Annotated in this window: 21 protein-coding genes; 14 read left to right on the forward strand and 7 right to left on the reverse strand. The window is 65.7% G+C overall.

Going from position 1 to position 25,459, the window contains the following annotated elements; all coding sequences use genetic code 11:
• The first annotated feature begins 67 nt into the window (after window positions 1-67).
• From BLIN9172_RS02560 to BLIN9172_RS02570, 3 genes are all read left to right on the forward strand, one after another.
• Entirely contained in the window at window positions 68-694 is a 627-nt protein-coding gene (locus BLIN9172_RS02560) for a superoxide dismutase (RefSeq protein WP_101553700.1), read from the forward strand.
• A 209-nt stretch (window positions 695-903) separates the two neighbouring features.
• A complete protein-coding gene (gene dapB / locus BLIN9172_RS02565) occupies window positions 904-1,650 on the forward strand; it encodes a 4-hydroxy-tetrahydrodipicolinate reductase (protein ID WP_101553701.1) in 747 nt (248 codons plus the stop codon).
• Entirely contained in the window at window positions 1,650-2,108 is a 459-nt protein-coding gene (locus tag BLIN9172_RS02570; RefSeq protein ID WP_101553702.1) for a tetratricopeptide repeat protein, read from the forward strand. The genes dapB and BLIN9172_RS02570 overlap by 1 nt, the downstream gene beginning before the upstream one ends.
• Here BLIN9172_RS02570 and BLIN9172_RS02575 read toward each other — a convergent pair.
• On the reverse strand, window positions 2,071-3,351 hold the full coding sequence (locus BLIN9172_RS02575; RefSeq protein ID WP_101553703.1) for a heparan-alpha-glucosaminide N-acetyltransferase domain-containing protein: 1,281 nt from the start codon (window positions 3,349-3,351) through the stop codon (window positions 2,071-2,073). The genes BLIN9172_RS02570 and BLIN9172_RS02575 overlap by 38 nt on opposite strands.
• A 68-nt stretch (window positions 3,352-3,419) precedes the next feature.
• On the opposite strand from BLIN9172_RS02575, the gene ypfJ reads away from it, so the two are divergent.
• From ypfJ to BLIN9172_RS02590, 3 genes are all read left to right on the forward strand, one after another.
• Window positions 3,420-4,301 (forward strand): KPN_02809 family neutral zinc metallopeptidase, encoded by an 882-nt coding sequence (gene ypfJ, locus BLIN9172_RS02580; protein WP_101553704.1) that lies wholly within the window; start codon window positions 3,420-3,422, stop codon window positions 4,299-4,301.
• Window positions 4,302-4,461: 160 nt separating this feature from the next.
• Window positions 4,462-6,501, forward strand: coding sequence for an oxidoreductase (locus BLIN9172_RS02585; protein WP_101553796.1), 2,040 nt, complete (start codon window positions 4,462-4,464; stop codon window positions 6,499-6,501).
• Window positions 6,498-7,121 (forward strand): TetR/AcrR family transcriptional regulator, encoded by a 624-nt coding sequence (locus BLIN9172_RS02590; protein WP_101553705.1) that lies wholly within the window; start codon window positions 6,498-6,500, stop codon window positions 7,119-7,121. The genes BLIN9172_RS02585 and BLIN9172_RS02590 overlap by 4 nt, the downstream gene beginning before the upstream one ends.
• A 36-nt stretch (window positions 7,122-7,157) precedes the next feature.
• Here the strand turns inward: BLIN9172_RS02590 and BLIN9172_RS02595 are convergent, their stop codons facing one another.
• A complete protein-coding gene (locus BLIN9172_RS02595; RefSeq protein ID WP_101553706.1) occupies window positions 7,158-8,471 on the reverse strand; it encodes an ATP-binding protein in 1,314 nt (437 codons plus the stop codon).
• 175 nt (window positions 8,472-8,646) lie between these two features.
• On the opposite strand from BLIN9172_RS02595, the gene dapA reads away from it, so the two are divergent.
• Window positions 8,647-9,570 carry a 4-hydroxy-tetrahydrodipicolinate synthase gene (dapA, locus tag BLIN9172_RS02600; protein ID WP_101553707.1) on the forward strand — a complete coding sequence of 308 codons (924 nt, stop codon included), beginning with the start codon at window positions 8,647-8,649 and terminating at the stop codon, window positions 9,568-9,570.
• A 34-nt stretch (window positions 9,571-9,604) separates the two neighbouring features.
• The gene (locus BLIN9172_RS02605) at window positions 9,605-11,251 is read left to right on the forward strand and encodes a ribonuclease J (protein WP_101553797.1); all 1,647 of its coding nucleotides are present in this window, start codon (window positions 9,605-9,607) and stop codon (window positions 11,249-11,251) included.
• A 322-nt stretch (window positions 11,252-11,573) separates the two neighbouring features.
• Here the strand turns inward: BLIN9172_RS02605 and BLIN9172_RS02610 are convergent, their stop codons facing one another.
• The gene (locus BLIN9172_RS02610) at window positions 11,574-13,445 is read right to left on the reverse strand and encodes an L-lactate permease (protein WP_101553708.1); all 1,872 of its coding nucleotides are present in this window, start codon (window positions 13,443-13,445) and stop codon (window positions 11,574-11,576) included.
• 281 nt (window positions 13,446-13,726) lie between these two features.
• Here BLIN9172_RS02610 and aceB point away from each other — a divergent pair, with 281 nt between their 5' ends.
• Both aceB and BLIN9172_RS02620 read left to right on the forward strand, forming a co-directional pair.
• Window positions 13,727-15,331 (forward strand): malate synthase A, encoded by a 1,605-nt coding sequence (gene aceB / locus BLIN9172_RS02615; protein WP_101553709.1) that lies wholly within the window; start codon window positions 13,727-13,729, stop codon window positions 15,329-15,331.
• Window positions 15,332-15,535: 204 nt separating this feature from the next.
• A complete protein-coding gene (locus tag BLIN9172_RS02620) occupies window positions 15,536-16,696 on the forward strand; it encodes an FAD-binding oxidoreductase (RefSeq protein WP_170286850.1) in 1,161 nt (386 codons plus the stop codon).
• Window positions 16,697-16,758: 62 nt separating this feature from the next.
• On the opposite strand, the gene BLIN9172_RS02625 is transcribed toward BLIN9172_RS02620, so the two are convergent.
• Both BLIN9172_RS02625 and BLIN9172_RS02630 read right to left on the reverse strand, forming a co-directional pair.
• Complete coding sequence (locus BLIN9172_RS02625; RefSeq protein ID WP_101553711.1) at window positions 16,759-17,220, reverse strand: universal stress protein; 462 nt, start codon at window positions 17,218-17,220, stop codon at window positions 16,759-16,761.
• 13 nt (window positions 17,221-17,233) lie between these two features.
• Complete coding sequence (locus tag BLIN9172_RS02630) at window positions 17,234-18,739, reverse strand: CitMHS family transporter (protein WP_101553712.1); 1,506 nt, start codon at window positions 18,737-18,739, stop codon at window positions 17,234-17,236.
• A 143-nt stretch (window positions 18,740-18,882) separates the two neighbouring features.
• Between BLIN9172_RS02630 and BLIN9172_RS02635 the strand changes: the two genes are divergently transcribed.
• Together BLIN9172_RS02635 and BLIN9172_RS02640 are read left to right on the forward strand one after the other, a co-directional pair.
• On the forward strand, window positions 18,883-20,817 hold the full coding sequence (locus BLIN9172_RS02635) for an ATP-binding protein (RefSeq protein WP_101553798.1): 1,935 nt from the start codon (window positions 18,883-18,885) through the stop codon (window positions 20,815-20,817).
• Window positions 20,814-21,473: a response regulator gene (locus BLIN9172_RS02640; RefSeq protein WP_240811925.1), complete on the forward strand. Its 660-nt coding sequence runs from the start codon at window positions 20,814-20,816 to the stop codon at window positions 21,471-21,473. Before BLIN9172_RS02635 ends, BLIN9172_RS02640 begins: the two co-directional genes overlap by 4 nt.
• Window positions 21,474-21,579: 106 nt before the next feature.
• Here the strand turns inward: BLIN9172_RS02640 and BLIN9172_RS02645 are convergent, their stop codons facing one another.
• On the reverse strand, window positions 21,580-22,917 hold the full coding sequence (locus BLIN9172_RS02645) for an MFS transporter (protein WP_164742811.1): 1,338 nt from the start codon (window positions 22,915-22,917) through the stop codon (window positions 21,580-21,582).
• 150 nt (window positions 22,918-23,067) lie between these two features.
• Here BLIN9172_RS02645 and BLIN9172_RS02650 point away from each other — a divergent pair, with 150 nt between their 5' ends.
• Together BLIN9172_RS02650 and BLIN9172_RS02655 are read left to right on the forward strand one after the other, a co-directional pair.
• The gene (locus tag BLIN9172_RS02650; protein ID WP_101553715.1) at window positions 23,068-23,607 is read left to right on the forward strand and encodes an ArsR/SmtB family transcription factor; all 540 of its coding nucleotides are present in this window, start codon (window positions 23,068-23,070) and stop codon (window positions 23,605-23,607) included.
• The gene (locus BLIN9172_RS02655; protein ID WP_101553716.1) at window positions 23,597-24,400 is read left to right on the forward strand and encodes a class I SAM-dependent methyltransferase; all 804 of its coding nucleotides are present in this window, start codon (window positions 23,597-23,599) and stop codon (window positions 24,398-24,400) included. Before BLIN9172_RS02650 ends, BLIN9172_RS02655 begins: the two co-directional genes overlap by 11 nt.
• 103 nt (window positions 24,401-24,503) lie before the next feature.
• On the opposite strand, the gene BLIN9172_RS02660 is transcribed toward BLIN9172_RS02655, so the two are convergent.
• Window positions 24,504-25,298 carry a hypothetical protein gene (locus BLIN9172_RS02660; protein WP_101553717.1) on the reverse strand — a complete coding sequence of 265 codons (795 nt, stop codon included), beginning with the start codon at window positions 25,296-25,298 and terminating at the stop codon, window positions 24,504-24,506.
• Window positions 25,299-25,459 lie beyond the last annotated feature (161 nt).

Genomic DNA, 25,459 nt, shown 5'->3' on the forward strand with positions numbered 1-25,459 from the left:
ACCCTGGGATAGGGTCGAAATGAAGCCACCGATGTGGTGGTCATCAAATCTGATCAGGAGGAATCTCATGGCTGAGCAGTACACACTTCCGGAACTGCCCTACGACTACTCCGCTCTTGAGCCGCACATCTCGGCTCGCATCATGGAGCTGCACCACGACAAGCACCACGCCACCTACGTCAAGGGCGCCAACACCGCCGCCCAGCAGCTGGCCGAAGCCCGCGAGTCCGGCAACCTCGCGAATGTGCCGAAGCTGACCCGCGACCTCGCGTTCAACTTGGGCGGTCACGTCAACCACTCGATCTTCTGGAACAACATGTCCCCGGACGGTGGAGACAAGCCGGTCGGTGAACTCGCCGCAGCCATCGACGACCAGTTCGGTTCGTTCGACAAGTTCCGCGAGCACTTCACCACCGCGGCCACCACGATCCAGGGCTCCGGCTGGGCCGTCCTCGTCTACGACCAGCTCGGCGGGAACCTCTTCATTGAGCAGCTCAAGGACCAGCAGTCCGACATCCAGCTCGGGGGCACCCCGGTTCTGCAGCTCGACATGTGGGAGCACGCCTTCTACCTCGACTACCAGAACGTCAAGCCCGACTACGTCAAGGCTTGGTGGAACATCGTCAACTGGGCCGACGCCGGCGCACGTTTCGACCGTGCAGTCGCTCAGACCAAGGGCCTCCTCCTCGGCTGAGACCCCAATTGCTACCTGACGGCGGCTCAGCAACCTCGCGCGAGGTTGCTGAGCCGCCGTCACGTAGTAACAAGAGTGTTCGGAGGGTCACTGGATGTGAAGAGAACTGCCGAGGGTCGCTAGACTGACTGGCGGAGATCGTTCCGGTCGTCTCGCCTCGTCCCGACCGGCGCTTCTCACAGGGATCGTCACACAAGGAGTCACAGCATATGAGCATTCGCGTAGCCGTCATCGGAGCCAAGGGTCGGATGGGATCCCACGCCGTCGATGCGATCAACGACGCCGAAGGACTCGAACTCGTCGCAGCCCTGGGCAGCAGCGATTCGCTGGAGACCCTGATCGAGAAGAACATCGACGTCGCCGTCGAACTGACCGTGCCCAAATCCACCGAGGACAATGTCACCTTCCTCGTCGAGAACGGCATCGACACCGTCGTCGGTACCACCGGCTGGGATAACGACCGTCTGGCCCGCCTCGAAGCCACACTCAAGGACCACCCGAAGACCGCTGTGCTCATCGCCCCGAATTTCTCGATCGGTGCCGTCCTGGCCATGCGCTTCGCCGAACTCGCGGCTCCCTACTTCGACTCGGCCGAAGTCGTCGAAATCCACCACACCCGCAAACTCGACGCCCCGTCGGGCACAGCGAACCACACGGCCCAGCGCATCGCCGCAGCCCGCAACGCCGCCGGACTGCCGGCCGTTCCCGACTCCACCGAATCCGATCCGCAGGGTGCACGCGGCGCCGTCATCGACGGAATCCACGTCCACGCCATCCGTCAGCAGGGCATGAACGCCCACGAAGAGATACTCTTCGGCTCCGACGGCGAAGCCCTGACCATCCGCACGGACTCACACTCCACCTCGGCGTTCATGCCCGGCATCGTCACCGCCGTGCGGTCCATCGCCGATTACACCGGGCTCATCCACGGCCTCGAGAACATGCTCGACCTCTGATGTCGAAGGCCAAGATCGGGGCGATCATCGTCTCCGTCGTCCTCGTCTTCTACTTCGTCCTCATGGGACAGCGGGCGTTGATCCTCGTGCGCGAACCCGCGATGATCCCCACGATCATGGGCATCGCCCTGTTCGTTCTGCCCGTCATCGGCGCCTGGACGCTCATCGTCGAACTCGTCTTCGGTGCCCGTACGGAGAAGCTCGCGCGCATCCTCGGCGATGAAGGCGGACTGCCCGTCGACGACCTGCCCAGGACACCGGGCGGGAAGATCATCCGCGAGGCCGCCGACAAGGAATTCGTGAAGTACCAGGCCGAAGCCGAGGCCGCACCCGAGGACTGGCGGTCCTGGTTCCGGCTCTCGTGTGCCTACGATGCCAGCGGCGACCGCAAACGAGCGCGCGCCACGATGCGCAAATCGATCAGCCTTTTCCGGGACGGTCAGAAGCAGGGCGCTTAGGTCCCGGCGACGCCACCCTGATGATGCCCGCGATTCCGCCTTCCAACGGGCCGCGGGCGCTGACAAATGCTTTCCACAGCAGAGGCAGCAGCACGAATGTGAGTGCGTGGATGACGAACTCGAGAGTCTGCTCGTCCGTCGTTGCGGGCTCCTCCATCGGATTGCCGACGATCTGAGATCTCGTGATCTCCAACAGCACGACGTGCGCCGAATACACGCTCAACGGCATCGATCCCGGTGCCGACAGCGGTGCAAGCACCCACGAGCGGCGACCCAACAGCAGCGCCGCAGCCTGGCAGGCGGCGATCGTCATCACCGCGGTGCCGCCTGTGGAGAGCAGATCGAACGGCGTCCCCGAATGCGGTCCCGCGATCGCCAGCCACCACCACGACGTCGCCGGAGTGACCCCGTAGCTGCCGGTGAACAGGGCCGCCGTGAGATCCGTGCCCCACATCTGCGAAACCTCCACGAGCGCGGCATCACCGCCGTAGACATTGAGCAGAATCCACGAGGCACCGCGACCGGCGACGAAGAGTCCGAGTCCGGCCGTGAACAGCGCGCGCAGGTGCCGGCCGATGTCGAGCTTCGCCACGGCCATGCCGAGCAGAATGTATGACAGCCACTGCAGCACCGGGTAATAGCCGGTGAGGAACAGGTCGGTGAGCATCGTCCCCGGCGTTGCCAGGTCGAAGAAGCCCATCGGCAGGTAGCTCGGTTCGAGGAGGAATGTCGAACGCACCCACATCGACACGATCGGGGAGACGACCATCCAGACTCCGGCGATCGCGAACAGCGCACCGGCCCGCAGACGCAGGAAGAACAGCGCAAGTGCGAACATGATCCCGTAGTTGACGAGGATGACCGCCAAGAGGCTCGAGATCGACCCGAGGCACAGCCCGATGAGGACGATGGCCGCCGCCCTGATGAGCACGCTCGGCGCCGCATCGCGCAAGCGGCCCGATTCCGCCATCCGTGACCGGGTCGAGAGCACCAGAGAGCAGCCGGCGAGGACGGCGAACAGCGCCGAGGCGCGCCCGGCGAAGATCGCTGCCCAGGTCGGCATCCCCGTCTCGTCGCCGAGCGCGAAGATGTGCGTGACCATCATCGCCAAGAGAGCGATCCCGCGGGCGACATCGAGTCCGATGAGGCGACCGTCGGGGCTGAGCCGCCGGGCAACCCTCGCCGAGGTGGCCGTGGAGTCTGCGTCGTGCGCTCGGTGAGGTTCCGCCGGGTGAGAGCTCATGGAACGATTCTCACACGACTTCACATCTGCTCGCCTGCCCTTGTCCGCTCCCGGGGTATCTTTATGCCATGACCTTCAACCCGAACGCCGATATCAGCGGCAACAGGACGAGCAGACGCGGTCGCAGCACCGCGATCGTCGGGGGTGGCGGCGTGGGCATCGTCGGCTTGCTCGTCTTCCTCATCGGACCGCTGCTCGGCGTTGATGTCACCGGGCTGATGGGCGGAATCACCCCGGAAGGCGGTGGCAACCAGAACCAGTCGAGCGGGGCCAGCATGTCCCAGTGCGATACGGGCGAGGACGCGAATACGAACATCGACTGCCGCATGGCCGGAGCACAGGTCGTCCTCGATGACTACTGGGCCCAGCAAGTGGACGGCTACGAACCGCCGGCGATGACACTGGTCGACGGTCAGACCTCGACGGCCTGCGGAACCGCTTCGAACCAGGTCGGGCCGTTCTACTGTCCGGCCGATCAGGGCGTCTACATCGATCCGAGCTTCTTCGACATTCTGCGCCAGCAGTTCGGTGCCTCGGCCGATGAGCTCGCCCAGCTCTATATCGTCGGGCACGAATGGGGTCACCACATCCAGAACATCACCGGCGTGATGAGCGAGCACCCGAACAACGGCACCGGACCTGAGAGCAACGGCGTGCGCACCGAACTCCAAGCCGACTGCTACGCCGGTGCCTGGCTCGGCAAGATCACCACACTCACCGACGACAACGGCACTGCGTACCTCGAAGAGCCCACGAAGGAACAGCTCGACGATGCCCTCAATGCGGCCTTCGTCGTCGGCGACGATCACATCCAAGAGCAGTCCGGATTCGTCAACCCGGAATCCTTCACCCACGGGTCGAGCGAACAGCGCCAGAAATGGTTCACCACCGGATACAACGAGGGGCTGAACAGCTGCGACACCTTCGCGGTGTCGGGCAGCGAGCTCTGACAGACCGATTCGTTCGGCGGCAGGGGCGCCGCCCTTTCGGCGATGGGCAGCAGGGGGCCAACCCTTGCCGCCGTTAGTCATACGGTGATATGAATAACTGAGGCAGCCCCAACGAGGGGCAGCCACCCAGCACCTCACGACGAACTGATCAAGGATGATCATGTCTCAGCTGTTCCCCCACCTCTTCGAACCCATCACGATCGGCTCGACGACGATCCGCAACCGCATCGTCTCCTCCGGCCATGACACCGTCCTCGACGATCACGGCCACATCGGCGACGACCTCGTCGCCTACCATGAGGCCCGTGCGCAGGGCGGAGCCGGACTCATCGTGCTCCAGGTCTCCGGCGTCCACGAAACCGCCCGATACACCAGCCACGTGCTCATGGCCACCGACGAATCCTCCGTCCCCGGATACCGGGCCGTCGCCGAGGCGGTCCACCGCCACGGAGCCACGATCGTCGCCCAGCTCTTCCACCCCGGCCGCGAAGTCATGGACGGCGAGCGCGGAATGGCACCCCGGGCCAAGGCCCCGAGCGATGAACCGCAGGAACGCTTCAAAGTCGTCCCCGAAGCGCTGACCACCGCTGAGGTCAGAGACATCATCGCCGGCTACGGGCATGCAGCGAAGCGCATCGTCGAATCCGGAATCGACGGCGTCGAGATCGTCGCCAGCCACGGCTACCTGCCCATCCAGTTCTTCAACCCCGCCGTCAACACCCGCACCGACGAGTACGGCGGCTGCCCGGAGAATCGTCGCCGGTTCCTCGCCGAGGTGGCCCAGACCGTCCGCGCCGCCGTCGGACCCGATGTCGTCGTCGGCGTGCGGGTCTCCGGTGAGGAGAAGACCGAGGACGGGCTCGTCGCCGCTGAGATCCTCGACCTCATCGACCACCTCGACTCCCTGACCGCCGACGACACCGACGGCGTCGCCGACGTGGCCGACGCCGCCAACGGCGTCGACTGCCTCGACTACTTCTCCATCACGGCTGGCGATTCCTCCACCCTGCAGGGTGCCGTCCACATCGTTCCCTCGATGCAGATCGACCCCGGATACGCGACGAACCTGTCCGAGCAGGTCAAGAAGATCACCGACAAGACCGTCATGGTCGCCGGCCGCATCAACCAACCCCACGAAGCCGAAACCGCGATCGCCGAAGGCCGCACCGACATGGCGATCATGACCCGCGCGATGATCTGCGACCCGGAGATCGCGAACAAATCTGCAGCCGATAACGTCGACGAGATCCGCGCCTGCATCGGCTGCAACCAAGCCTGCATCGGCCACTTCCAACAGGGTGTGCCGATCTCGTGCATCCAATACCCCGAATCCGGTCGGGAACTGACCTTCCTGCCCCGACCGACGGTGCGCACCAGACGCAAGGTCCTCGTCATCGGCGGGGGACCGGCCGGACTCAAGGCCGCAGCGGTCGCCGCCGAACAGGGCGACGACGTCGTTCTGTGCGAGAAGGAGCCCCACCTCGGCGGGGCGGTTCAATTGGCGCAGGAACTGCCGTACCGGTCCGAGTTCGGGGGAGCGGCGACGAACCTGACCGCCGAGGCGGCCCGCGCCGGCGTTGACATCCGCACCTCCGCACCGGCCACCCAGAACCTCATCACCGAGGTGGCCCCCGACCATGTCATCATCGCCACCGGTGCCGAACAGCGCATGCCCGCCCTCGAGATCGCCGACGACGCGTTCGTCATCGGCGCCCGCGACTATCTGCGGGAGTCCCCGGACCTGCCGGTCGGGCGCGTGCTCGTCACAGACTGGAAGGGCGACTGGATCGGACTCGGCATCGCCCTGCGCCTGGCCGAAGCCGGACGCCAGGTGACTCTGGCGACCGCGGCGAACTTCGCCGGTGCCGCGATCCAGCAGTACACCCGCACCCTGCTCGTGTCCCAAGCACTGCGGACCGGCCGGGTGCAATTCGTCAACGACGCCCGCCTCGTCGGCGTCGATACCGACACCGGGTACCTGCAATCCACACTCTGCGAGGTCGTCCACGAGGTCGACGGCGTCGCCGCGACGATCGTGTCGGCGGCACCGCGATCGGTGCCGGTCGACCTCGACGTCGGGGCCGCCTCGGTGACGGTGATCGGCGACGCCCTGGCCCCGCGCACGGTCGAGGAGGCCGTGTACGAAGGTCTGACCGCGGCGACCGATCTGGCCGAACGACGAGAATCGGTCAGGGCATGAGCCCGCGCCCGGCTCAGCCGCCCGAGCAGGCCGAGGCGAAGAAGTTCGCGATCATCCAGGCGACCCTCGACGCCATCGTCGCCAAAGGTCCCGCCGCGGTCCGACTCGGGGACGTGGCGAAAGCAGTCGGCATGTCCATCGGCACCGTGCAGTACTACTTCGAGTCCCGGGACGACCTGCTCGCCCAGGCGTTCTCCTTCCATACCGCGACGGTGCTGCTGCACCTCGAAGAGATGGCGAAGCCGGGCGATGACCCGCGCGGTCGGATGGCTCGCTATCGCCTGCACGATGCGTTCGCTGCCGTCCATGGGGTGGGCATGCACGAGCAGCGGTCGCGGATCTGGCTCGAACTCGTCACCGCCGCGCGCACGGACGAAGGCCTGCAGAACTGTGTCGATGCCGTGTTCGCCGGATGGCGGAGACTGTTCCGGACGATCGTCGACGAAGGGCTGAAGAGGCACGAATTCGAGCTCTTCCAGCTCTCCGCCGCCGAGGTGGTCGACACGTTCGTCGCCATCATCGACGGTTTCGACCTGGCCACCGTCGCCGGTCACGGTCCCGATCCGTCCACGATGACGCGGATCCTCATCGAGACCGCGGACCGCCTGCTCGAAGGGTAGGGGCACCGTACCCGAGCGACGGATACTGCGACCGGCTCACAGCCTGGCGATCGTCTCCACGTCTTCGCCGAACTCCCGGGCTGTCTCCTCGGACACCGTCGCTCGCGTCGCCCGCAGAGCCTCGAGGTAGTCATCGGTGGAGAGCACATCCGACCGAGAGGAGATATCGACGTGCTGCTGTCGCAGCGACGACGCCAGAGCTTCCTGCGAAGCACGCCGGGCCGCATACTCGATATCGGCCGGGGTCAGACCGTCACTGGCATTGACGAGCACCTCGAGATCGACACCGGCGATCGTGTGCTCGGGAATGTAGCGCGACCAGATCGCCTCCCTGGCGGTGGCATCCGGCAAACCGATGGGGATGACGTAGTCGAAGCGCCCGTGCCGCAGGAACGCCGCATCGAGGGCGCGGACGAAGTTCGTCGCACAGATGAGCAGCCGGCCCTCCCGATCTCGAAACTGACCGACCTGCTTGAGCAGCTCATTCGTCACACCCTGCGTCGGCGACGGCGGCTCACCCCCGCGCTTCGACGCGATCTCCTCGACCTCATCGATGAACACGACAGCATGCTCGAGCTCGTTGATCTGCTCGAACGTCGTGCGCAGACCCGCCGCCACACCACCGGGCTCGCCGGACAGACGCGACGGAAACACCTCGACGAACGGCCAATCCAACCGCGACGCCACGGCCTTCGCAAACGTCGTCTTCCCCGTCCCCGGCGGACCGAAGAGCATCACCGCACGAGGCGGCACCACCCCGAAATGATCGGCGAGATCCGGTTCGGCCAAGGGCACGACGAGGCGGTCCTCGAGCGTGTCCTTCTCCTCCTGCATCCCGCTCACCCCATCCCAGAGGTGACGCGGCAGGATCCGTCCGCCCACCGTTTTGAGCCGGTCGAGTTCACGACGTTGGACGGGCAGGTGCCGTTCGACGTACTTCAGCCCGGACCGGGTCTCGAACCCGTTGGCCACCAGACCATCGCAGGCCGACGTCCCTGCGGGAATGAGCATCGACAGCTTTCCCAAGCCCAGCGGCATGAGACGGCGTTCGAGCGCATCGAGCAGCCCCGCCTCGGCGCGGGTGCCCTGCTCCGGATCGGCACGCACCGCCTCGAGGACATGGAAGAACACGAGCACCCCCTGACCGTGGGCGGCGCGGCCGACGGCGGCACCGACGATCTCCTCATCGCGGACGGCCACGACGGCCTGATTGCGCTGGCAGGCGGCCAGCACCTCGGAGAGCGGATAGAGCGGGGGAGCGGTTGCAGATTCCGGGACGGCGGCTTCGAAGAGACGGATGATTCCGTCGAGGTCATCATCATGGAAATCGCGGATGCGGGTGCGGGTCATCGAAAACTCCTGAGTTTCGGTGGCAGGCAGGGCACAAGCGTAGACGATCGGACGGACACGAGTGTGATCCGTCTCTCACTGTGACCGCATGAGCGCCGCATCCGAGGCGAACGACACCCGCAACGCGGGTGAACCACTGCACTGATGAGACGACGTGGGCGGTATCCTTGGGTCTATGGCGATTCTCGGTGATCAGGCAGCAGCGACTGCCATTGACGCGTTCGGTTCCGTCGGCACTGCAATGGTGACTCCATTCAAGCGCGACGGCAGCATCGACTATGCGTCCGTGGAGAAGGTGGCGAACCACCTCGTCGAGCTCGGCAACGACATGCTCGTCGTCTCCGGCACCACCGGCGAATCACCGACGACGACCGACGATGAGAAGGTCGAACTCATCCGCGTCGTCCGCGGAGTCATCGGCAAGCGGGCGAAGATCGTCGCCGGCACCGGCAACAACGTCACCGCACACACCATCGACCTCTCCCGCCGCTCGGCCGATGCCGGAGCCGACGGGATCCTGCTCGTCACCCCGTACTACTCGAAGCCGACCCAGCCGGCGATCGAAGCCCATATGCGCGCGGCCGCCGACTCCACCGACCTGCCGGTCATGCTCTACGACATCCCCGGCCGCGCCGGTGCCCCGATCATCACGGACACCCTGCTGCGACTCTCGGACCACCCGAACATCCTCGCGGTCAAGGACGCCAAGGGCGACCTCTTCGCCTCCTCGTTCGTCATGAACAACTCCTCGCTCGTGTACTACTCCGGCGAGGACGCGCTCAACCTGCCGCTGCTGTCCCTGGGCGCACTCGGACTCGTGTCCGTGGCCGGGCACGTCTGCTCGGACCGGTTCGCCGCGATGGTCTCCGCAGTGGCGAACAACGACCTGGACACCGCACGCACCCTCTCCCGCGACACCGCGGACGTGGTGGATGCGCTCATGAACCACATGCCGGGAGTGATCTCGGCGAAGGCCGCTCTGCAGGCCCAAGGAATACTCGACAACCGCGACGTGCGTATGCCGCTGCTCCCAGCTGATGAGGATCAGATGGCGTTCGTCGCCGCCCAATTGACCAGGAGTGGTTACCTCAGTGAATAATGCATTGACCCAAGAACTGTCCCTCCCGCCGAAGATGGACAGAGAAGCCGTCCGCATCGTCGCGCTCGGCGGACTCGGCGAAGTCGGCCGCAACATGACCGTCTTCGAATACCACGGCAAACTCCTCATCGTCGACTGCGGTGTGCTCTTCCCCGAAGAGGACCAGCCCGGCGTCGACCTCATCCTCCCCGATTTCTCCTACCTCGACGACCGCCTCGATGACATCATCGGCCTCGTGCTCACCCACGGCCACGAAGACCACATCGGGGCCGTTCCCTACCTGCTGCGCCGCAAGGGCGACATCCCGATCCTCGGTTCGCAGCTGACGATCGCGCTCATCGAAGCCAAGCTCAAAGAGCACCGCATCAAACCCATCACCCGTGTGGTGGCCGAAGACGATGTCGACCAGCTGGGTCCCTTCGACCTCGAGTTCGTCGCCGTCAACCACTCGATCCCCGACGCCCTGGCCGTGTTCATCCGCACCGGCGCCGGCAACATCCTGCACACCGGCGACTTCAAGATGGATCAGTTGCCGCTCGACGGCCGCATCACCGACCTGCGCGCCTTCGCCCGCCTCGGCGAAGAGGGCGTCGACCTGTTCATGACGGACTCGACGAACGCCGAGGTCCCCGGCTTCACCGCGCTGGAGAAGGACATCGGGCCCGTGCTCGAAAACCTCTTCGGCACCGCCGAGCGCCGCATCATCGTCGCCTCGTTCTCCTCCCACGTCCACCGCGTGCAGCAGGTGCTCAACGCCGCCACCGCCCACGGCCGCAAGGTGGCCCTCGTCGGCCGCTCCATGGTGCGCAACATGAAGATCGCCGAAGACCTCGGCTACCTCAACGTGCCGGCCGGAACGCTCATCGACATCAAGAAGGTCGACGACTACCCCGAGGACCAGATCGTCCTCATGTGCACCGGTTCCCAGGGTGAGCCGATGGCCGCCCTGTCGCGGATGGCCAACCGCAATCACCGCGTCGACGTCGGCGACGGCGACACCGTCATCCTCGCCTCCTCGCTCATCCCCGGCAACGAGAACTCCGTGTTCAAGGTCATCAACGGCCTGATGAAGCTCGGCGCCCGCGTCATCTCGAAGGCCGATGCGAAGATCCACGTGTCCGGCCACGCCTCCGGCGGCGAGCTGCTCTACTGCTACAACATCGTCAAACCCCGCGGCGTCATGCCCGTCCACGGCGAATGGCGTCACCTGCTGGCCAACGCCCGCCACGCCGAGGCGACCGGAGTCGACCCGAACAACATCGTCCTGGCCGATGACGGCTGGGTCGTCGACCTCAAGGACGGTCACGCCGAGGTCGTCGGCGCCGTCGACTGCAACTACGTCTTCGTCGACGGTTCGTCGGTCGGTGAGATCACCGAGGCGGACCTCAAGGACCGCTTGGTCCTGTCCGGCGAGGGGTTCGTGACGATCTTCATGGCCGTGAACTCGCAGACGAAGTCGCTCATCGCCGGACCCGAGATCCACGCCCGCGGTGTGGCCGAGTCCGATGACGTCTTCGACTCGATCATCCCGAAGGTGCAGAAGGCCGTCGAGGATGCCTTGCGTGACGGCACCACCGATCAGTACCAGCTCCAGCAGGTGGTGCGCCGCACCACCGGCCGCTGGGTGTCGTCGAAGCTGCGCCGCAAGCCGATGATCGTCCCCATGGTCGTCATCGTCTGAGACCCGGTCTTCGAGCGGCTCCGTCGTTGAGCGGCTCCGTCGGCGGGCGGCTGCGCCGACGAACCCACGAACGCCCGCAGGTGCCTGACGGTCCTGCGGGCGTTGTCGCGTTCCGGACGAATCGCCTTCTGATCGGCACATCGCGTTTGAACCCGATGCCTGGATCAGAAGGCGATGACTCCTGTGCCAAAAGGCGATGACACGGCGCGGGAACGATTCGCGCGGACGGCAGCGTCAGGTGCGAGGGACGATCCGCGCGGACGGCAGCGTCAGGTGCGGGGACGATCCGCGCGGACGGCACAGTCAGGCGCGGGCGGCAACGTCAGGTGCGCGTGGTGGGCTCCGGATCGTCGTCGGCCGTGCCTTCGCTGCCGCCGGCCGCCGCCCCGACGCCGACCTCGGCAAGCGGCTTGCCCGGGGAGCGGCGGATCATCACCACGACCACGGCGAGGCCGATGATGATCGCGGTGAGGACGACGGTGCCCGCATTGAAGCCCAGACCGTTGAGGCCGATGAACGCCAGCGCGCCCGCGGTCAGCGAATAGACGAGCATCGGGATCGACGTCCGCCGGATGAGCTCGCCTTCCCGACCGATGAGGCCCACCGTCGCCGAGGCGGCCACGACGTTGTGGACGGCCACCATATTTCCAGCAGCGCCACCGACCGCCTGAGCCGCGACCACGGTCTCGGGGCTGGCCGCACCGATCGCGGTGCCGGTGGAGAACTGGAACTGCGAGAACATGACGTTCGAAACCGTGTTCGACCCTGCCACGAATGCACCCAGCGCACCGGCGAACGGGGCGAACAGCGGCCAGGCGTCGCCCACGGAGCTGGCGGCCGCCTCGGCGAGGGTGACCGGCATCGAATCCAGGCCGGCACCGTTGTAGTCGGCGCCGGAGTTGATGAACACGCGCACCAGCGGCAGGGAACACAGCAGAGCAACGGCAGCGCCGGCGATCTGCGAACCGGCGATCTGCCAGGAGCCTGCGATCTGCTTACTCGTCATCCGGTGGATGAAGTACGTCAGCCCGCAGGCGAGGACGAAGATCGCCCCCGGCGACCACAGCAGATCCATATTCTGGCTGATCGGGGTGCCGAAGATGTTATCGATCTTGATCACGGCCGGACCGGTGAGGAACTCCTTGATCGCGGGCACATTGCGCGTGATGAGCAGCAGGGCGACGACGATGAGATAGGGCGACCAGGCGCGGGCCAGCGACATCTTCTTCGTCAGCTGCGCCTTCTCCTTGTTCGGGTCGACGGTGCCCATCCAGGTCGCCGGCCATGTCTCACGCGGAGCGAAGTCCCAGGTCTTCTTCGGCATGAGGAAGCCCATCCGGGAGGTCGTCACGACGATGGCCAGACCGATGAGTCCGCCGAGCAGCGACGGGAACTCGGGTCCGAGCACATTGGCCACGATGAGGTAGGGCACGATCATCGCCACAGCCGCATAGATCGCGAACGGGGCGATGGCCAGACCGTCGGCGAAGCGCCGATTGGCACCGAAGAACCCGGTCATCATGCACGACAGCAGCAGCGGGATGAGAATGCCGCAGCAGGCGTGGATGAGCGCGACCTGAGCGGCGGTGTGAGCGACGAACTCGGCCTGGCCGAGGCCGAGCTGACCGGCGCGCTCGGCGACATCGGCCGACATCGAGCCGTCCTCCTGAGACAGGCCGGTACCGATGCCCACGACCATCGGGGTGCCCACGGCGCCGAAGCTCACCGGAGTCGACTGGATGATGAGACCGGCGAGGACCGCGGCGATCGCGGGAAAGCCGAGGGCCAGCAAGAGCGGGGCGACCACGGCCGCCGGAGTGCCGAAGCCGGCGGCACCCTCGATGAAGGAGCCGAAGAGCCAGGCGATGATGATGACCTGCACGCGCCGGTCCGGGGAGATCGCGATGAACCCGGAGCGGATCGTCTCGATCGCTCCGGACCGGGTGACCGTGGCCAGCAGCAGAAGCGCGCCGAAGACGATCCACAGCAGTCCGATCGCGACGAGGAGGCCCTGGACGACCGATGCGCCGATCGTCACCCACTCGATCTGCCAGGCGAAGTTCGCCACGAGCGCGGCAGCGATCAGTCCGATCGGCATGGCGTATTTCGCAGGCCACCGGAATCCGATGAGAAGGATTCCGGCCAAGAGAATGGGGGAGAGGGCCAAGAGAGCTGCAACAGCGAGGTTGTCCACTTTTCAGTCCGATCCGCGGCGTCGTTGCCGCCTCGGCGAGTCCACGAGAAATGTCCTTCTCATCCTCTCCGGCCCCTTGGGCGGTGTCAACGAACACACCGTCTCGAATGCAGGATAGGGTTTGACGAGACGTACATCACCTCATATTCTTTCGTTGTGTGAACAAACATTTTCACAATGTGAAAGTTTCGCGGTCAAAACCCCGTTGACCAGCGAAGAAATCGCATCACCAGATGTGGATAAGGACGCAGCACCGATGTGCTGACTAAGGAGAACCATCGATGACCGCTCATATCGAAAACCTGGACATCCCCGCCGGGATGGAGATCACCGGTGAGCTGCCGGACGGGGCTGAGAAGGTCCTCACGTCCAAGGCGCTTGAGCTCATCGTCGATCTGCACCGGAAGTTCAACGGCGACCGTCTCGAGCGCCTCGAGGCTCGCAAGAAGCGCCAAGCCGAGATCGCCGCAGGCAAGGACCTCGACTTCCTCGAAGAGACCGCTGAGATCCGCAATGATCCGTCCTGGCAGGTCGCCCCTCCGGCACCCGGTCTCGAAGACCGCCGCGTCGAGGTCACCGGCCCCACCTACAAGAAGATGACGATCAACGCGCTCAACTCCGGCGCGAAGGTGTGGCTGGCCGACCAGGAAGACGCGAACACCCCGCAATGGGATTCGGTCGTCCAGGGCCAGATCAACCTGCTCGACTCGCTCAACCGCGAAATCGACTTCACCTCGCCCGAGGGAAAGGAATACAAGCTCGCCCCTGACGAGGAGCTGCCGACCATCGTCGTGCGCCCCCGCGGCTGGCACATGCCCGAGAAGCACATCCTCATCGACGGTGAGGAGACCTCCGGTTCGCTCGTCGACTTCGCCCTCTACTTCGCCACCGCCGGCCAGATCCAGATCAAGAAGGACCGCGGCCCCTACTTCTACCTCGCGAAGATGGAGTCCCACCTCGAGGCCCGCCTGTGGAACCAGGTCTTCGAGCACGCCGAAGATGCCTTCGGCCTGTCCCGCGGCACCATCCGGGCCACCGTGCTCATCGAGACCTACCCCGCGGCCTTCGAGATGGAGGAGATCCTCTACGAACTGCGCGAGCACTCGGCCGGCCTCAACGCCGGACGCTGGGACTACATCTTCTCCGTCATCAAGTACTACCGCTCCCGCGGCTCCGACTTCCTGCTGCCGGATCGTTCGGACGTGACTATGACGGTGCCGTTCATGCGCGCCTACACCGAACTGCTCGTGCGCACCTGCCACAAGCGCGGTGCGCATGCCATCGGCGGAATGTCCGCATTCGTTCCCTCGAAGGACGAAGCCGCGAACAAGGCCGCTTTCGACAAGGTGCGCGAGGACAAGTCGCGTGAGGCCTCCAACGGCTTCGACGGCTCCTGGGTCGCTCACCCCGGAATGGTCGCCCTGTGCAAGGAGGTCTTCACCGAGACCCTCGGCGACAAGCCCAACCAGATCGACAACAAGCGCGAAGACGTCAATGTCACCGCCGCCGATCTGCTCGACGTGAAGTCGACCCCGGGTGCGATGACCGAGGCCGGCCTGCGCACCAACGTGTCCGTCGGCATCCAGTACCTGCGCGCCTGGCTCGAAGGCAACGGCGCGGTCGCCATCAACGGACTCATGGAGGACGCCGCGACCGCCGAGATCTCCCGCTCCCAGGTGTGGCAGTGGCTGGACGCCGGAATCACCCTGGACTCCGGTGAGAAGGTGACCAACGAGCTCGTCGAGCGCATCGTCGCCGAGGAGGTCGCCAAGCTGCCCGGTGACGACGCAGGCTGGAAGGACGCCACCGACACCTTCGTCTCGGTCGCCCTCGATCCCGAGTACGTCGACTTCCTCACCCTGCCGGCGTACGCCCGCATGCCGTGATCCGTACGTCGTGATCTGCGCGTCGTGAGCGACTCCGGCCGCACCGCGCGCCCTGACCAGGGCATGCAGGTACGCGGTCGGTGACGACGCCGAACGCCTCCGAAATCTGTGCCTCGCGCACCGATTTCGGAGGCGTTCTTCGTTAAGCTCGACATACACACGCACGCAGCGCAGCGCCCGAGACAGCAGGAACGGAAGATGCGGATGAGCCTGACCACAGACGAACTGCCCCGACTGGCCAGTCCCAGCAGCATCGCCGAACTCTCCGAGCTCATGGCCCGCGCCCACGCCGAGAACCGTACCGTCGCTGTGTTCGGCGGTGGCACCGCCTTCGACGATCATCCGCCCGCGTCCACTCCGGGCCTGCTCATCGACCTGACCTCGATCGCCGAGGTGGCCGACCATTTCAACGCCGGCGATGCCGTCCGCGCCGGAGCCGGAACCCGGATCAGCGCGCTCAACAGGTCCGCGGCCCCATCGGGACGGGAGATCCTCGCCGACCTTCCCCCAGACCGCATCGACGCCGGCGCCACCCTCGGCGGAATGATCGCCACCGCGGCCACCGGGCCGCGCCAACTGCGCCGGCCGCGGCTGGCTGAGACAGTCCTGTCCGTGACGACTGTCGCCGCCGACGGGACCATCGCCCGCACAGCCCACGGCCTCCATCCGGATCTGGGCCGTCGCGCTCTGCCGCGCCTCATCACCGGATCCTGGGGGACCCGGGCGATCATCGCCCAAGCCGAGATCCGTCTGACCGAGCGACCCGAAACGCAGAGATTCGTGTGGATTCCCGGCACCGAGGCGGCCTGCGACCTTCTGACCGCCCGTCGCGTTCCCGACGCGGTCGTCATCGAACGCCCAGCCGGTTCGCCGGCGGCGACAGTAGTTCTCATCGAAGGGGAGACCGACGCAGTCGAGGAGGAGGTGGGCAACCTCGTCGATCGTGTTCCCGGCGCGACTCCGTGCGCCGAGCCGGAATGGTGGGGTCGCAGAGCGCGGCTGGCCGCGACCATCGAGCTGTCGGTGGCACCGAGCTTCATTCCGACCCTCATCGATGCCGTCGACCGGCTGGAGACGACGATCGGCTATCCGCTGCAGCTGCGCGGCAGCGCGACAGGGTCCTTCGAACTGGGCGTCGGCGCCCCGGATTCCGAACCCGGAGTGGCCACGCGCGTGGTCCTCGAACATCTGCGCAGCTTCGGACTGCACTTCATCGCCGCCCGGCTCATCCATGCGCCCGCATCGGTCTGGGATGAGGTCGACGCGTGGGGCCCGCAGCCGGGCCGGCAGGGTCTGGTAGAGCTCAAGTCGCTCGTCGATCAGCGCGGAATCCTCGCCCCGGGCCGCGGAATCGCCGGGGTCTAGCGCCGCGCGACTGACGCGTCACGACTGGCGCCGCGTACCGGGCCGCGACCTGTCCCGCGCTTCTACTTCACCAACAGCACCGGGCACTCGGCTTCGAGGATGACCTGCTGCGTACTCGACCCGAGCAGCAGCTTCACGATGGGTGAGCGGCGCTTCGTGCTCATGACGATCATCGCCGCGTCGTGCTCCTCGGCCAGGCCGAGGATCTGCTCGGCCGGATCGGGACCGGCACGGTGGACGGCATACTCGAGTCCCGCCTCGGCGAGGGCCGTGCCCAACTTCGTGCACTCGGCCAGAGGAGAGGTCGACGGCGCGGTCGTCGTATCCGTGCCGAACACGACGGCCTGCACCGCTGCGTTCTCACGGCGGGCCGCGGCGATCGCCTGTTCGAGCACTTCGTCCGAGGAATCGGGGCGCAGCGCCAGGACCACGGTGCGCGAGGCCGAGCCGATGCCCGGTGACGCGGTGACCTGCCGAGACGGAACGGGGAAGCGGGGCTGTGAGGTCGAGTAGAGATCAGTCATCTGGGGCCTCCGCTCAGCCGATTCCGATGACGCCGACGGCCACACCGACTGCGAGCATGACGAGGGCGACGATGAGCGCCCGCCACAGCACCTTCTTGTGGTGATCGCCGAGCTCGACGCCGGACAGCGACACGAGCAGCAGGATCGCGGGCACCAGCGGTGACTGCATGTGCACGGGCTGGCCGGTGATCGAGGCGCGGGCCATGTCGGCTGCGGAGATGCCGAAGTGGGAGGCCGTCTCGGCGAGCACGGGCAGGATGCCGAAGTAGAAGGCGTCATTGCTCATGAAGAACGTCATCGGGATCGACAGCAGACCGGTGATGACGGCCATGTAGGGGCCCATTGCGTTCGGGATGACGTCGACGAGCCATGCGGCCATCGCGTCGACCATTCCGGTGCCGGACATGACGCCGGTGAGCACGCCTGCGGCCATGACCATGGCCACGACGGAGATGATCGCAGTCGCGTGGGAGGCGAGTTCCTCCTGCTGGTCCTTCATCTTCGGGAAGTTGACGATGAGTGCGATGACGGTGCCGATCATGAACAGGTACGGCAGCGGCAGGATGTCGATGATGAGCAGGACCATCACGGCCACGGTCAGGGCCAGGTTGAACCAGAACAGCTGCGGCCGCAGGGTTGCGCGGTTGGGATCGAGTGCGGTGTTCGTCAGGCCCGAACCAGTTTCGGCGGATCCGTCTGTGTCGCTTCCGGAGGCGGGTCCTGCCTCGGTGGTGGTGCCATCGTTCGCCGAGGCGGTCGACCCGAATCCGTGTCCGTGTCCACCCGTGGTCGCACCGTTCCCGGTGCCCGCGGACGAACCCGCGGTCGTGCTGGCTCCGGCCACGGCGCCGACGAGGTCCCTGCGACGGTTCGACCCGCGGTCGGAGGCCCAGGCGACGCCGTTCTTGGCCAGGCGGCGGCGTTCGGAGATGCCGAGCACATAGGTGAAGACGAAGCACACGAGCAGGCCGGCCACCAGGGAGGGGACCATGGGGACGAAGATCTCGTTGGCGTCGATCTGCAGCGCCGAGGAGGCTCGGGCCGTCGGTCCGCCCCATGGAACGATGTTGAGGGTGCCGTTGATGAGACCGGCCACGCAGGTGAGCACCACGGGCGACATCTCGAGACGCTGGTAGATCGGCAGCATGGCCGCGGTGACGACGATGAACGTCGTCGATCCGTCACCGTCGAGGGACACGGCACCGGTGAGCAGCGCAGTGCCGAGGACGACCTTGACGGGGTCGTTGCCGGCGACCTTGAGGATGAACTCGACGAGCTTGTCGAAGAGGCCGACGTCGATCATGATGCCGAAGTAGATGATGGCGAAGAGCAGCAGCGCTGCCGTCGACGACATCGAGGCGATCGCGTCCATGACCATCTCACCGATGCCCAGACCGGCCCCGGCGAAGAGGCCGAAGATGGTGGGCACGAGGATGAGTGCGAGGATCGGCGAGAGTCGTTTGGTCATGATCAGTGTCATGAAGACGGCGATCATGGCGAAACCGAGAATGACAAGCACGAGCTTCTCCTTCGAAGGCGAATGTGAGGCTCGAAACACCGTAGGGCCCAGATCACGGGCTCCGCGCGTTTGTGTGCGCTGATGACTTTTAGATCGTTGCGTGCCTTTTGCGCATTGCGCTCAAACGCGGCTACGCTGAGCGCGTGCCCCGGCCCCATCGTTCGTTCTCCCGTCGTGTGCTGATCTCTCAGCTCGCGCTCGTCATCGTGATCCTTACCCTGATCACCGGCGTGTTCGCGTGGATGGGAGCGCGCACCGTCACCGAGGTGACCGAGACGAAGGCGCTGTCCACTGCCCGCACGCTGGCGATCGATCCGGACGTCCGTGCCGCTGCCACGCAGGCTTCGGCCGAACACGCCGCTGAGCCCGATGAGCAGCTCGTGACCTCGATGCTGAAGATCACCGATGATCTGCGCGACCGGTCGGGCATCAGCTTCGCCGTCATCACCGACGACCGCGGCATCCGACTCACCCACCCCGACCGGTCGAAGATCGGGCACAAGGTCTCGACATCGCCGGATGAGGCGCTGGCCGGTCGCGAGAACGTCTCCCACGAATCCGGAACTCTGGGCGAGACGGTGCGGGCGAAGGTCCCGATCTATTCGACCGAGGACGGAGAAACTGTCGTCGGTGAGGTCTCGGTGGGCATCTTCGCCTCCGTGCTCGATGCCGATGTCCGCCGCGAACTCATCCTGCTCGGCACTGTGGCCGTGTTCGCCCTGGCGCTCGGCGGAGTCGTGTCGGTCATGCTCGGGCGCCGGCTGCGCAGGGAGACGCTCGGCGTCGGACCCGAAGAGCTCGCCGAGATGGCCCGTGATCAAGGGGCCGTGCTCCACGGCCTCGACGACGGAGTGCTCGGGTTCGACACGAACGGGAAACTCACCCTGAGCAATTCGAATGCGAAGGAGCTGCTCGGGGCCGCCTCGGTGAAGCACGTCGACCATGCGAACGGCACGGTGGACGCGAACGGGGCAGCCGCCTCGGCGGGGGATTCCGACCGCGAACTGGCCGCCGTCTCCGACGAGGAACTCGTCAATGTCCCCGACGAGGTCACCGCGCTCATGGCCGATGCGCCCGCGGACGGGGCGCTACGGCGGAGGATCACGATCAACGACCGGATCCTGTTGGCCACGGCCGTGCGGGTGCAGCGCGATGGGGTCTCCGTCGGCGGGGTCGTGACCGTCCGAGACGAGACGCAGATGCTGACGATGGCCCGCCAGCTCGAATCCGTCACCGCGATGGCCAGGGCATTGCGCACTCAACGTCACGAGTTCGCCAACCGGCTGCACACTGTGCTCGGCCTCGTCGACACGGGCGCGACGGACGAAGCCCACACCTATCTGTCCTCCCTTTTGGGCACCGGACCGATCACGACCCCCGTCGAGGACATCGACCTCATCTCCGACCCGTACCTGCGGGCCGTCCTCGAAGCGAAGGGGACGACCGCCGCTGAAGCGGGAGTGACCCTGGCCGTGACACCGGACTCCCTTGCCGTGGGCGCGGTCCGCGACCCGGAAGCGGTCACGCTCATCCTCGGCAACCTCATCGACAACGCCGTGCGCGCGGCCGTGGCGGGGCAACGGTACGCCGGGGACGGGGGCCGGGTCGAAGTGGAAGTGCTCAGCTCCGGGACGGAACTGCACGCGGTCGTCACGGACACCGGCGACGGGATCGACGACGAGGTGGCGGGACGGATCTTCGACGAGGGATTCACAACCTCGACGGCCGCCTCGGCGCCGGATTTCGGGATCGGACTGACCACGGGCACCGGCACCGGGGACGGTCACGGACTCGGCATCGGCCTCGCGCTCTGCCGCCGGGTCGCGCAGAAGGGCGGGGGAGAGGTGTGGCTCATCGACGGACACGATCCGGACCTCGGCGGGGCGAGCTTCGGCGTACGCCTGCCCGATGCGCTCGACGATCCTGACGGCGCGGGTGACGCCGGCGACGACGGCGATGCGGTCGCTGACGGTGCGGGCGACGTGACAGCGGCAGGCTGCGCGGGCGGCGCGGGCGCTGACGGCGCGGGCGATGTGACGGTCGCCGACGACGATTTCCCAACTGGTGAGGAGAGATGATGGTCAACGTTCTCGTGCTCGATGACGACTTCTTCGTCGGGCAGATCCATGCCCGCTATGTCGACGAGGTGCCCGGCTTCACGGCGCTCGAACCCGTCCGCGACCTGAAGACAGCGCGCGAGATCATCGCCGAGCACGACGTCGACCTGCTTCTCGTCGACTATGTGCTGCCCGAGGGCACCGGTGTCGACCTCATCCGCGAGACCGATATCGATGCGATCATGCTCTCGGCGGTCACGGATCCGCAGGTGGTCCGCTCGTCGCTGCGGGCCGGCGCGATGACGTACATCGTCAAGCCCTTCGCAGCCGAGGTGCTGCAGAACTTCCTGCGCCGCTACGCGAGGTTCCTCCGCTATTGGGAGCGGGAGAAGGTCGGTCAGGCCGACCTCGAGCGGCAGCTGCGCAACCTCCACGATGCCGCGGCCGTCGGCGGAACCGGGGCGAGCCCGGCGGGATCGTCGACGACGACGCGGATCCTCGCCGCACTCGAGGAGGCGAGCGGTCCGATGACGGCACTCGAGGTCGCCGAGGCGGTCGGTGCCTCCCGTGCCACCGCGCAGCGGCATCTGGCGAAGCTCGCCGAAGCGCGCACGATCACGGTGTCCCTGCAGTACGGGTCGACAGGCCGGCCCGAGCACCTCTACGCGACCCGCTGAGGTGGGGCACATCTCGCTGACAACTTGGTGAACCTGCAACAGCCTGGTGCAGGGACCGAGCTGATGCACGTTCACCAAGCTGTCGATTCGCAACGCTCCTTCGCCATCACTCTCGATCGGCGGTTGCGCTGCTGCCGAGCAGATCGAGTTCGCGGGGGAGTGCGCGCATCCGCACGAGCGGGGAGGCGAGTACCGGCAGTGAGCCGAGCAGCGCACAGGCCGCCAAAATCCACATCGTCGTCGTCACCCCGAGCCAGTCGCCGAGGATGCCGGCGAGGAAAGCGCCGAGCGGCATCGGCCCCCATACGAGGAAGCGGATCGAGGCATTCATGCGGCCCAGCAGCGGCTTCGGGCACAGGCGCTGGCGGAAGCTCACCTGCGCAATGTTGTAGACGACGACCGCCCAGGTCGCAAGGAACCAGCTGATCAGCAGGGTCGGCAGTGCCGGCAGGACGGTGGCGAGCGGGACACCGAGGAAGCAGAGGCCGCCGGTCAGCGCGGACAGGGCGATGCTCGTTCCTTCGCCGAGGATCTTCTGCGCCCATGCGGCAGAGAGCGCACCGAGGATGCCGCCGGCCGAGGCGACGGACATGATGATGCCGAGCTCGACCTGGTGCAGTCCCAGCGTGGTGAGGGCGTACAGCACGAAGAGAGCGAAGATGCCCGACGACGCGAAGTTCGTCAGACCTGTGCAGGCAGTGATCCGGCGCAGCAGCGGGTGGCCGATGACGAAACCGAGTCCCTCGCGGATCTCGGCGACGAAGCCGGCCCGCACCTCGGCCGGCCGTGGGGTTTCGCGGTGTCGGATGAGCCCGACGAGGATGCTGGAGAGTCCCATGCAGATGCTCGTCAGTCCCACGGTGAGCGGGGCGCCGATCGCGGTGACCAGTCCGGAGGCAAGCGTAGGGCCGGCGACTCCGGCAGTCTGCTGGCTGGCTTGGAGCTTGCCGTTGCCGTCGGAGATCGCATCGCTGTCGACGAGCTCGGGCAGATAGGACTGATTGGCGATGTCGAAGAAGACACTGACGATTCCGACTCCGGCCGCGACGAAGTAGAGCTGGACCATGCTCAGGGCGCCGACCATCCAGGTCAGCGGGATGGTCAGGAGGATGGCGGCGCGGATGATGTCGCCGGAGACGATGACAAGTCTCTTCGGCAGACGGTCGACCCAGGCCCCGGCGGGCAAGCTGATGAGCAGGAAAGCCGCGGATTCCAGGGTTGCGAGCACTCCCATTTCGAAGGCGTCGGCGTGGAGGAGCTGCACGGCGATGAGAGGGAGGGCGAAGAGGACGAGCTCGGATCCGAACACGGAGACCGTGTCGCCTGCCCATAACTTCATGAAGTCACGGTGTCTCCACAGTGAGACGTGTTTCGGCCGTAGTGGTGAAGCGGGACCGTGTTGCTGTTGTGGTTCGCTCGATGGCGGTTGGTCGGATGTGGCCATGGCTCTTCCTCGAGACGGCGGGCGGAGGATCAGTGATTGAGCGTCAGTGATTGAGGGTTGTCAATCAGTAATGCTCCACGAGCGATTGAGGGAAGTCAATCACTCGACGGGATTGATTGACTTCTCCCGATCACTCGCTAGCGTTGAGGCATGAGCGATGACACACCCGCCGCGGCCTCCCTCGCCCGAGCAGTCGAGCGCCGGGACGCCACCGAGGCCGAGGCCAAAACGCTGGCCTCGAGTATTCGCATCCGAATCCTGCGGCTGTGCCTGGACGAAGCCCTGAGCAATCGTGAGATCGCCGAGGCGACCGGCCTCAATCCCGCGACCTCGCTCCACCACGTGCGGATGCTCGCCGACACCGGCTTCCTCGAGGCTCAGGAGGCGCGGAGGGGCAGGCGCGGGTCCCGAGAGATCCCGTACCTCGCCACGGGCAAGAGCTGGTTCCTCAACACCGGTGACATGACGACCGAGATGCTCGAGGCCTTCACCGCCGAGTTCACCGCCGCACCCTATGAGGAGCGGACGATGGGGCGGATGGCCGCGATGCTCACGGCGGATGAGGTCGAGGAATTCCGGTCGCGGATCGATGAGCTGTTCGAAGAGTTCCGCAGTCGGCGCAAGAAGGACGGCGCCACTCAGTGGGGTCTGTTCATCGCCATGCATCCGAGCGATTCGCATGCCCGCTAACGGCGCTCGGAATCCCGCTGATGACGCCGGGGACAGCTATGTCGACGCGCGCTGTGCGGCCGTCTATGACATCTTCGAAGGGCCAGAACGGGACGACCTCGACGTCTACGCGGCGATGGTCGAGGAGTTCGGGGCCGCCTCGGTGGTGGATGTGGGATGCGGAACGGGTACGTTCGCCACGATGCTCGCCGGTCGGGGAGTGGAGGTCGTGGGCGTCGATCCCTCGGCGTTGGCGTTGGACGTGGCGCAGTCGAAACCCCATGCCGGCAAGGTGACGTGGGTCTACGGGATCGCAGCGGACCTGCCTCCGCTGCAGGCCGGCATGGCTTTCATGACAGCCAACGTGGCGCAGGCGATTCTCGGAGATGAAGCCTGGGCGGAGACGTTGACGGCGATCCGCCGGAGACTGTCGCCGGGCGGACTCCTCGTCTTCGAATCACGCGACCCCGAGAGGCAGGCGTGGCTGGAATGGACGAAAGAGTACACCTATTCGACGGCCGAGGTCGGCGGTGTGGGTACGGTCAAGTCGTGGGTGGAATTCGACGCCGCGCACGGCGCGTTCGTCGATTTCGTTGGAATGTTGGTCTTCGAACGTGACGGCCGTCGCGTCGAACAGAGGAGCCGCCTGCAGTTTCGTGACCGTGCTGAGCTGACGAAGTCACTGGAGGACGCCGGATTCGTCGTCGATGAGATCCGTGACGCCCCGGACAGACCGGGCCGCGAGTTCGTCTTCATCGCTCGCAAGAGCCAGCTTACCTATCAGCGGAATGTCGACGCGGACCAGCCGTGCTGATTCTGCCGCGCTGGGCAGGTTAAGTGTGCGCAGATTGCCAAAATCCGGCGGTGGAAAACGTGCAATCTGAGCCCACTTATCTCGCTCAACGCCGTGCTCAGTTCTAGTTCGCCGCCATTTCTGCCTTCTTGAGCGCCGTCGGGAGAAGATCTTCGGTCAGGTAGTCGCTGACACCGTTCATGGCTTCCTCGTCGATGGCGGGGCTGGTTTCGCCTTCGAACGCCATCTGATGAACTGTCAGCAACTCACCGGCCCAGGAGACGTAGCACTCTGACATCGCGATCTTCCCTTGGCCCAAGAAAGTTCCGTTGTAGGCCGCAGTGCAGAAGCCTTCGCCCTTGTTGCCTTTGGGTTCGAAGACGTCGACCGACTCGGCAGGCTCAGCGTTGATCGACTCCTGGCAGTCGTTGACAGTCTTGCGGAGTTCTTTGAGCAGCGGTTTCGAGCCATTCTCAAGTCTGGACAATGAGGTCATGATGTATGAACCGCCATTGTCGCCGGACTGATCAAAGGTTCGGGCGGCAGAGACTCCGTCCAATTCTGATGAGTGAGCTGCCATGGCGCCGACGATGCATTCTGACTGTGAGGAAGCGGCATCGGCAGAGCTGTCGTCGGAGTCAAACGGATTGACTGACTGCTCTTCCTTCTCTCCGAACTTGACGTCGTCACCGACAGTGAAGCCACTGGGCAGGTCCTCCAGTGAGAGGATTCTGTCGCTGTATTCGTCGCCGCTCAGAGCCGCGCGTTCGTCGGCTTCCTGAGATTCGACAGCTGCTGGATCAGGGGAGGCCTCATCCTGTTTCTGGCCTTGCCCAGCCTGATCACCGGATCCGCCAGAGCAGGCAGACAGCGTGAATGCGCAGGCCACAGCCATGATTCCGATCGTGAAGCGTTTCAACAAATTGCCCTTTCGTGAGCGGCGTTTCAGCAGGAGCCTACAATATCCGTTGTCTTTTTGATCGTTTCAGTCCAGTTTGTGGCGGACTCGCCCTTCCTCCCTTCTGGAGCGCTAGACGCAGACGGTCGATTCCAGCCCGCGGAGAGATTCAGCCGTGACGC

This window comes from Brevibacterium linens ATCC 9172 (genome assembly GCF_900169165.1).
Lineage (GTDB): Bacteria > Actinomycetota > Actinomycetes > Actinomycetales > Brevibacteriaceae > Brevibacterium > Brevibacterium linens.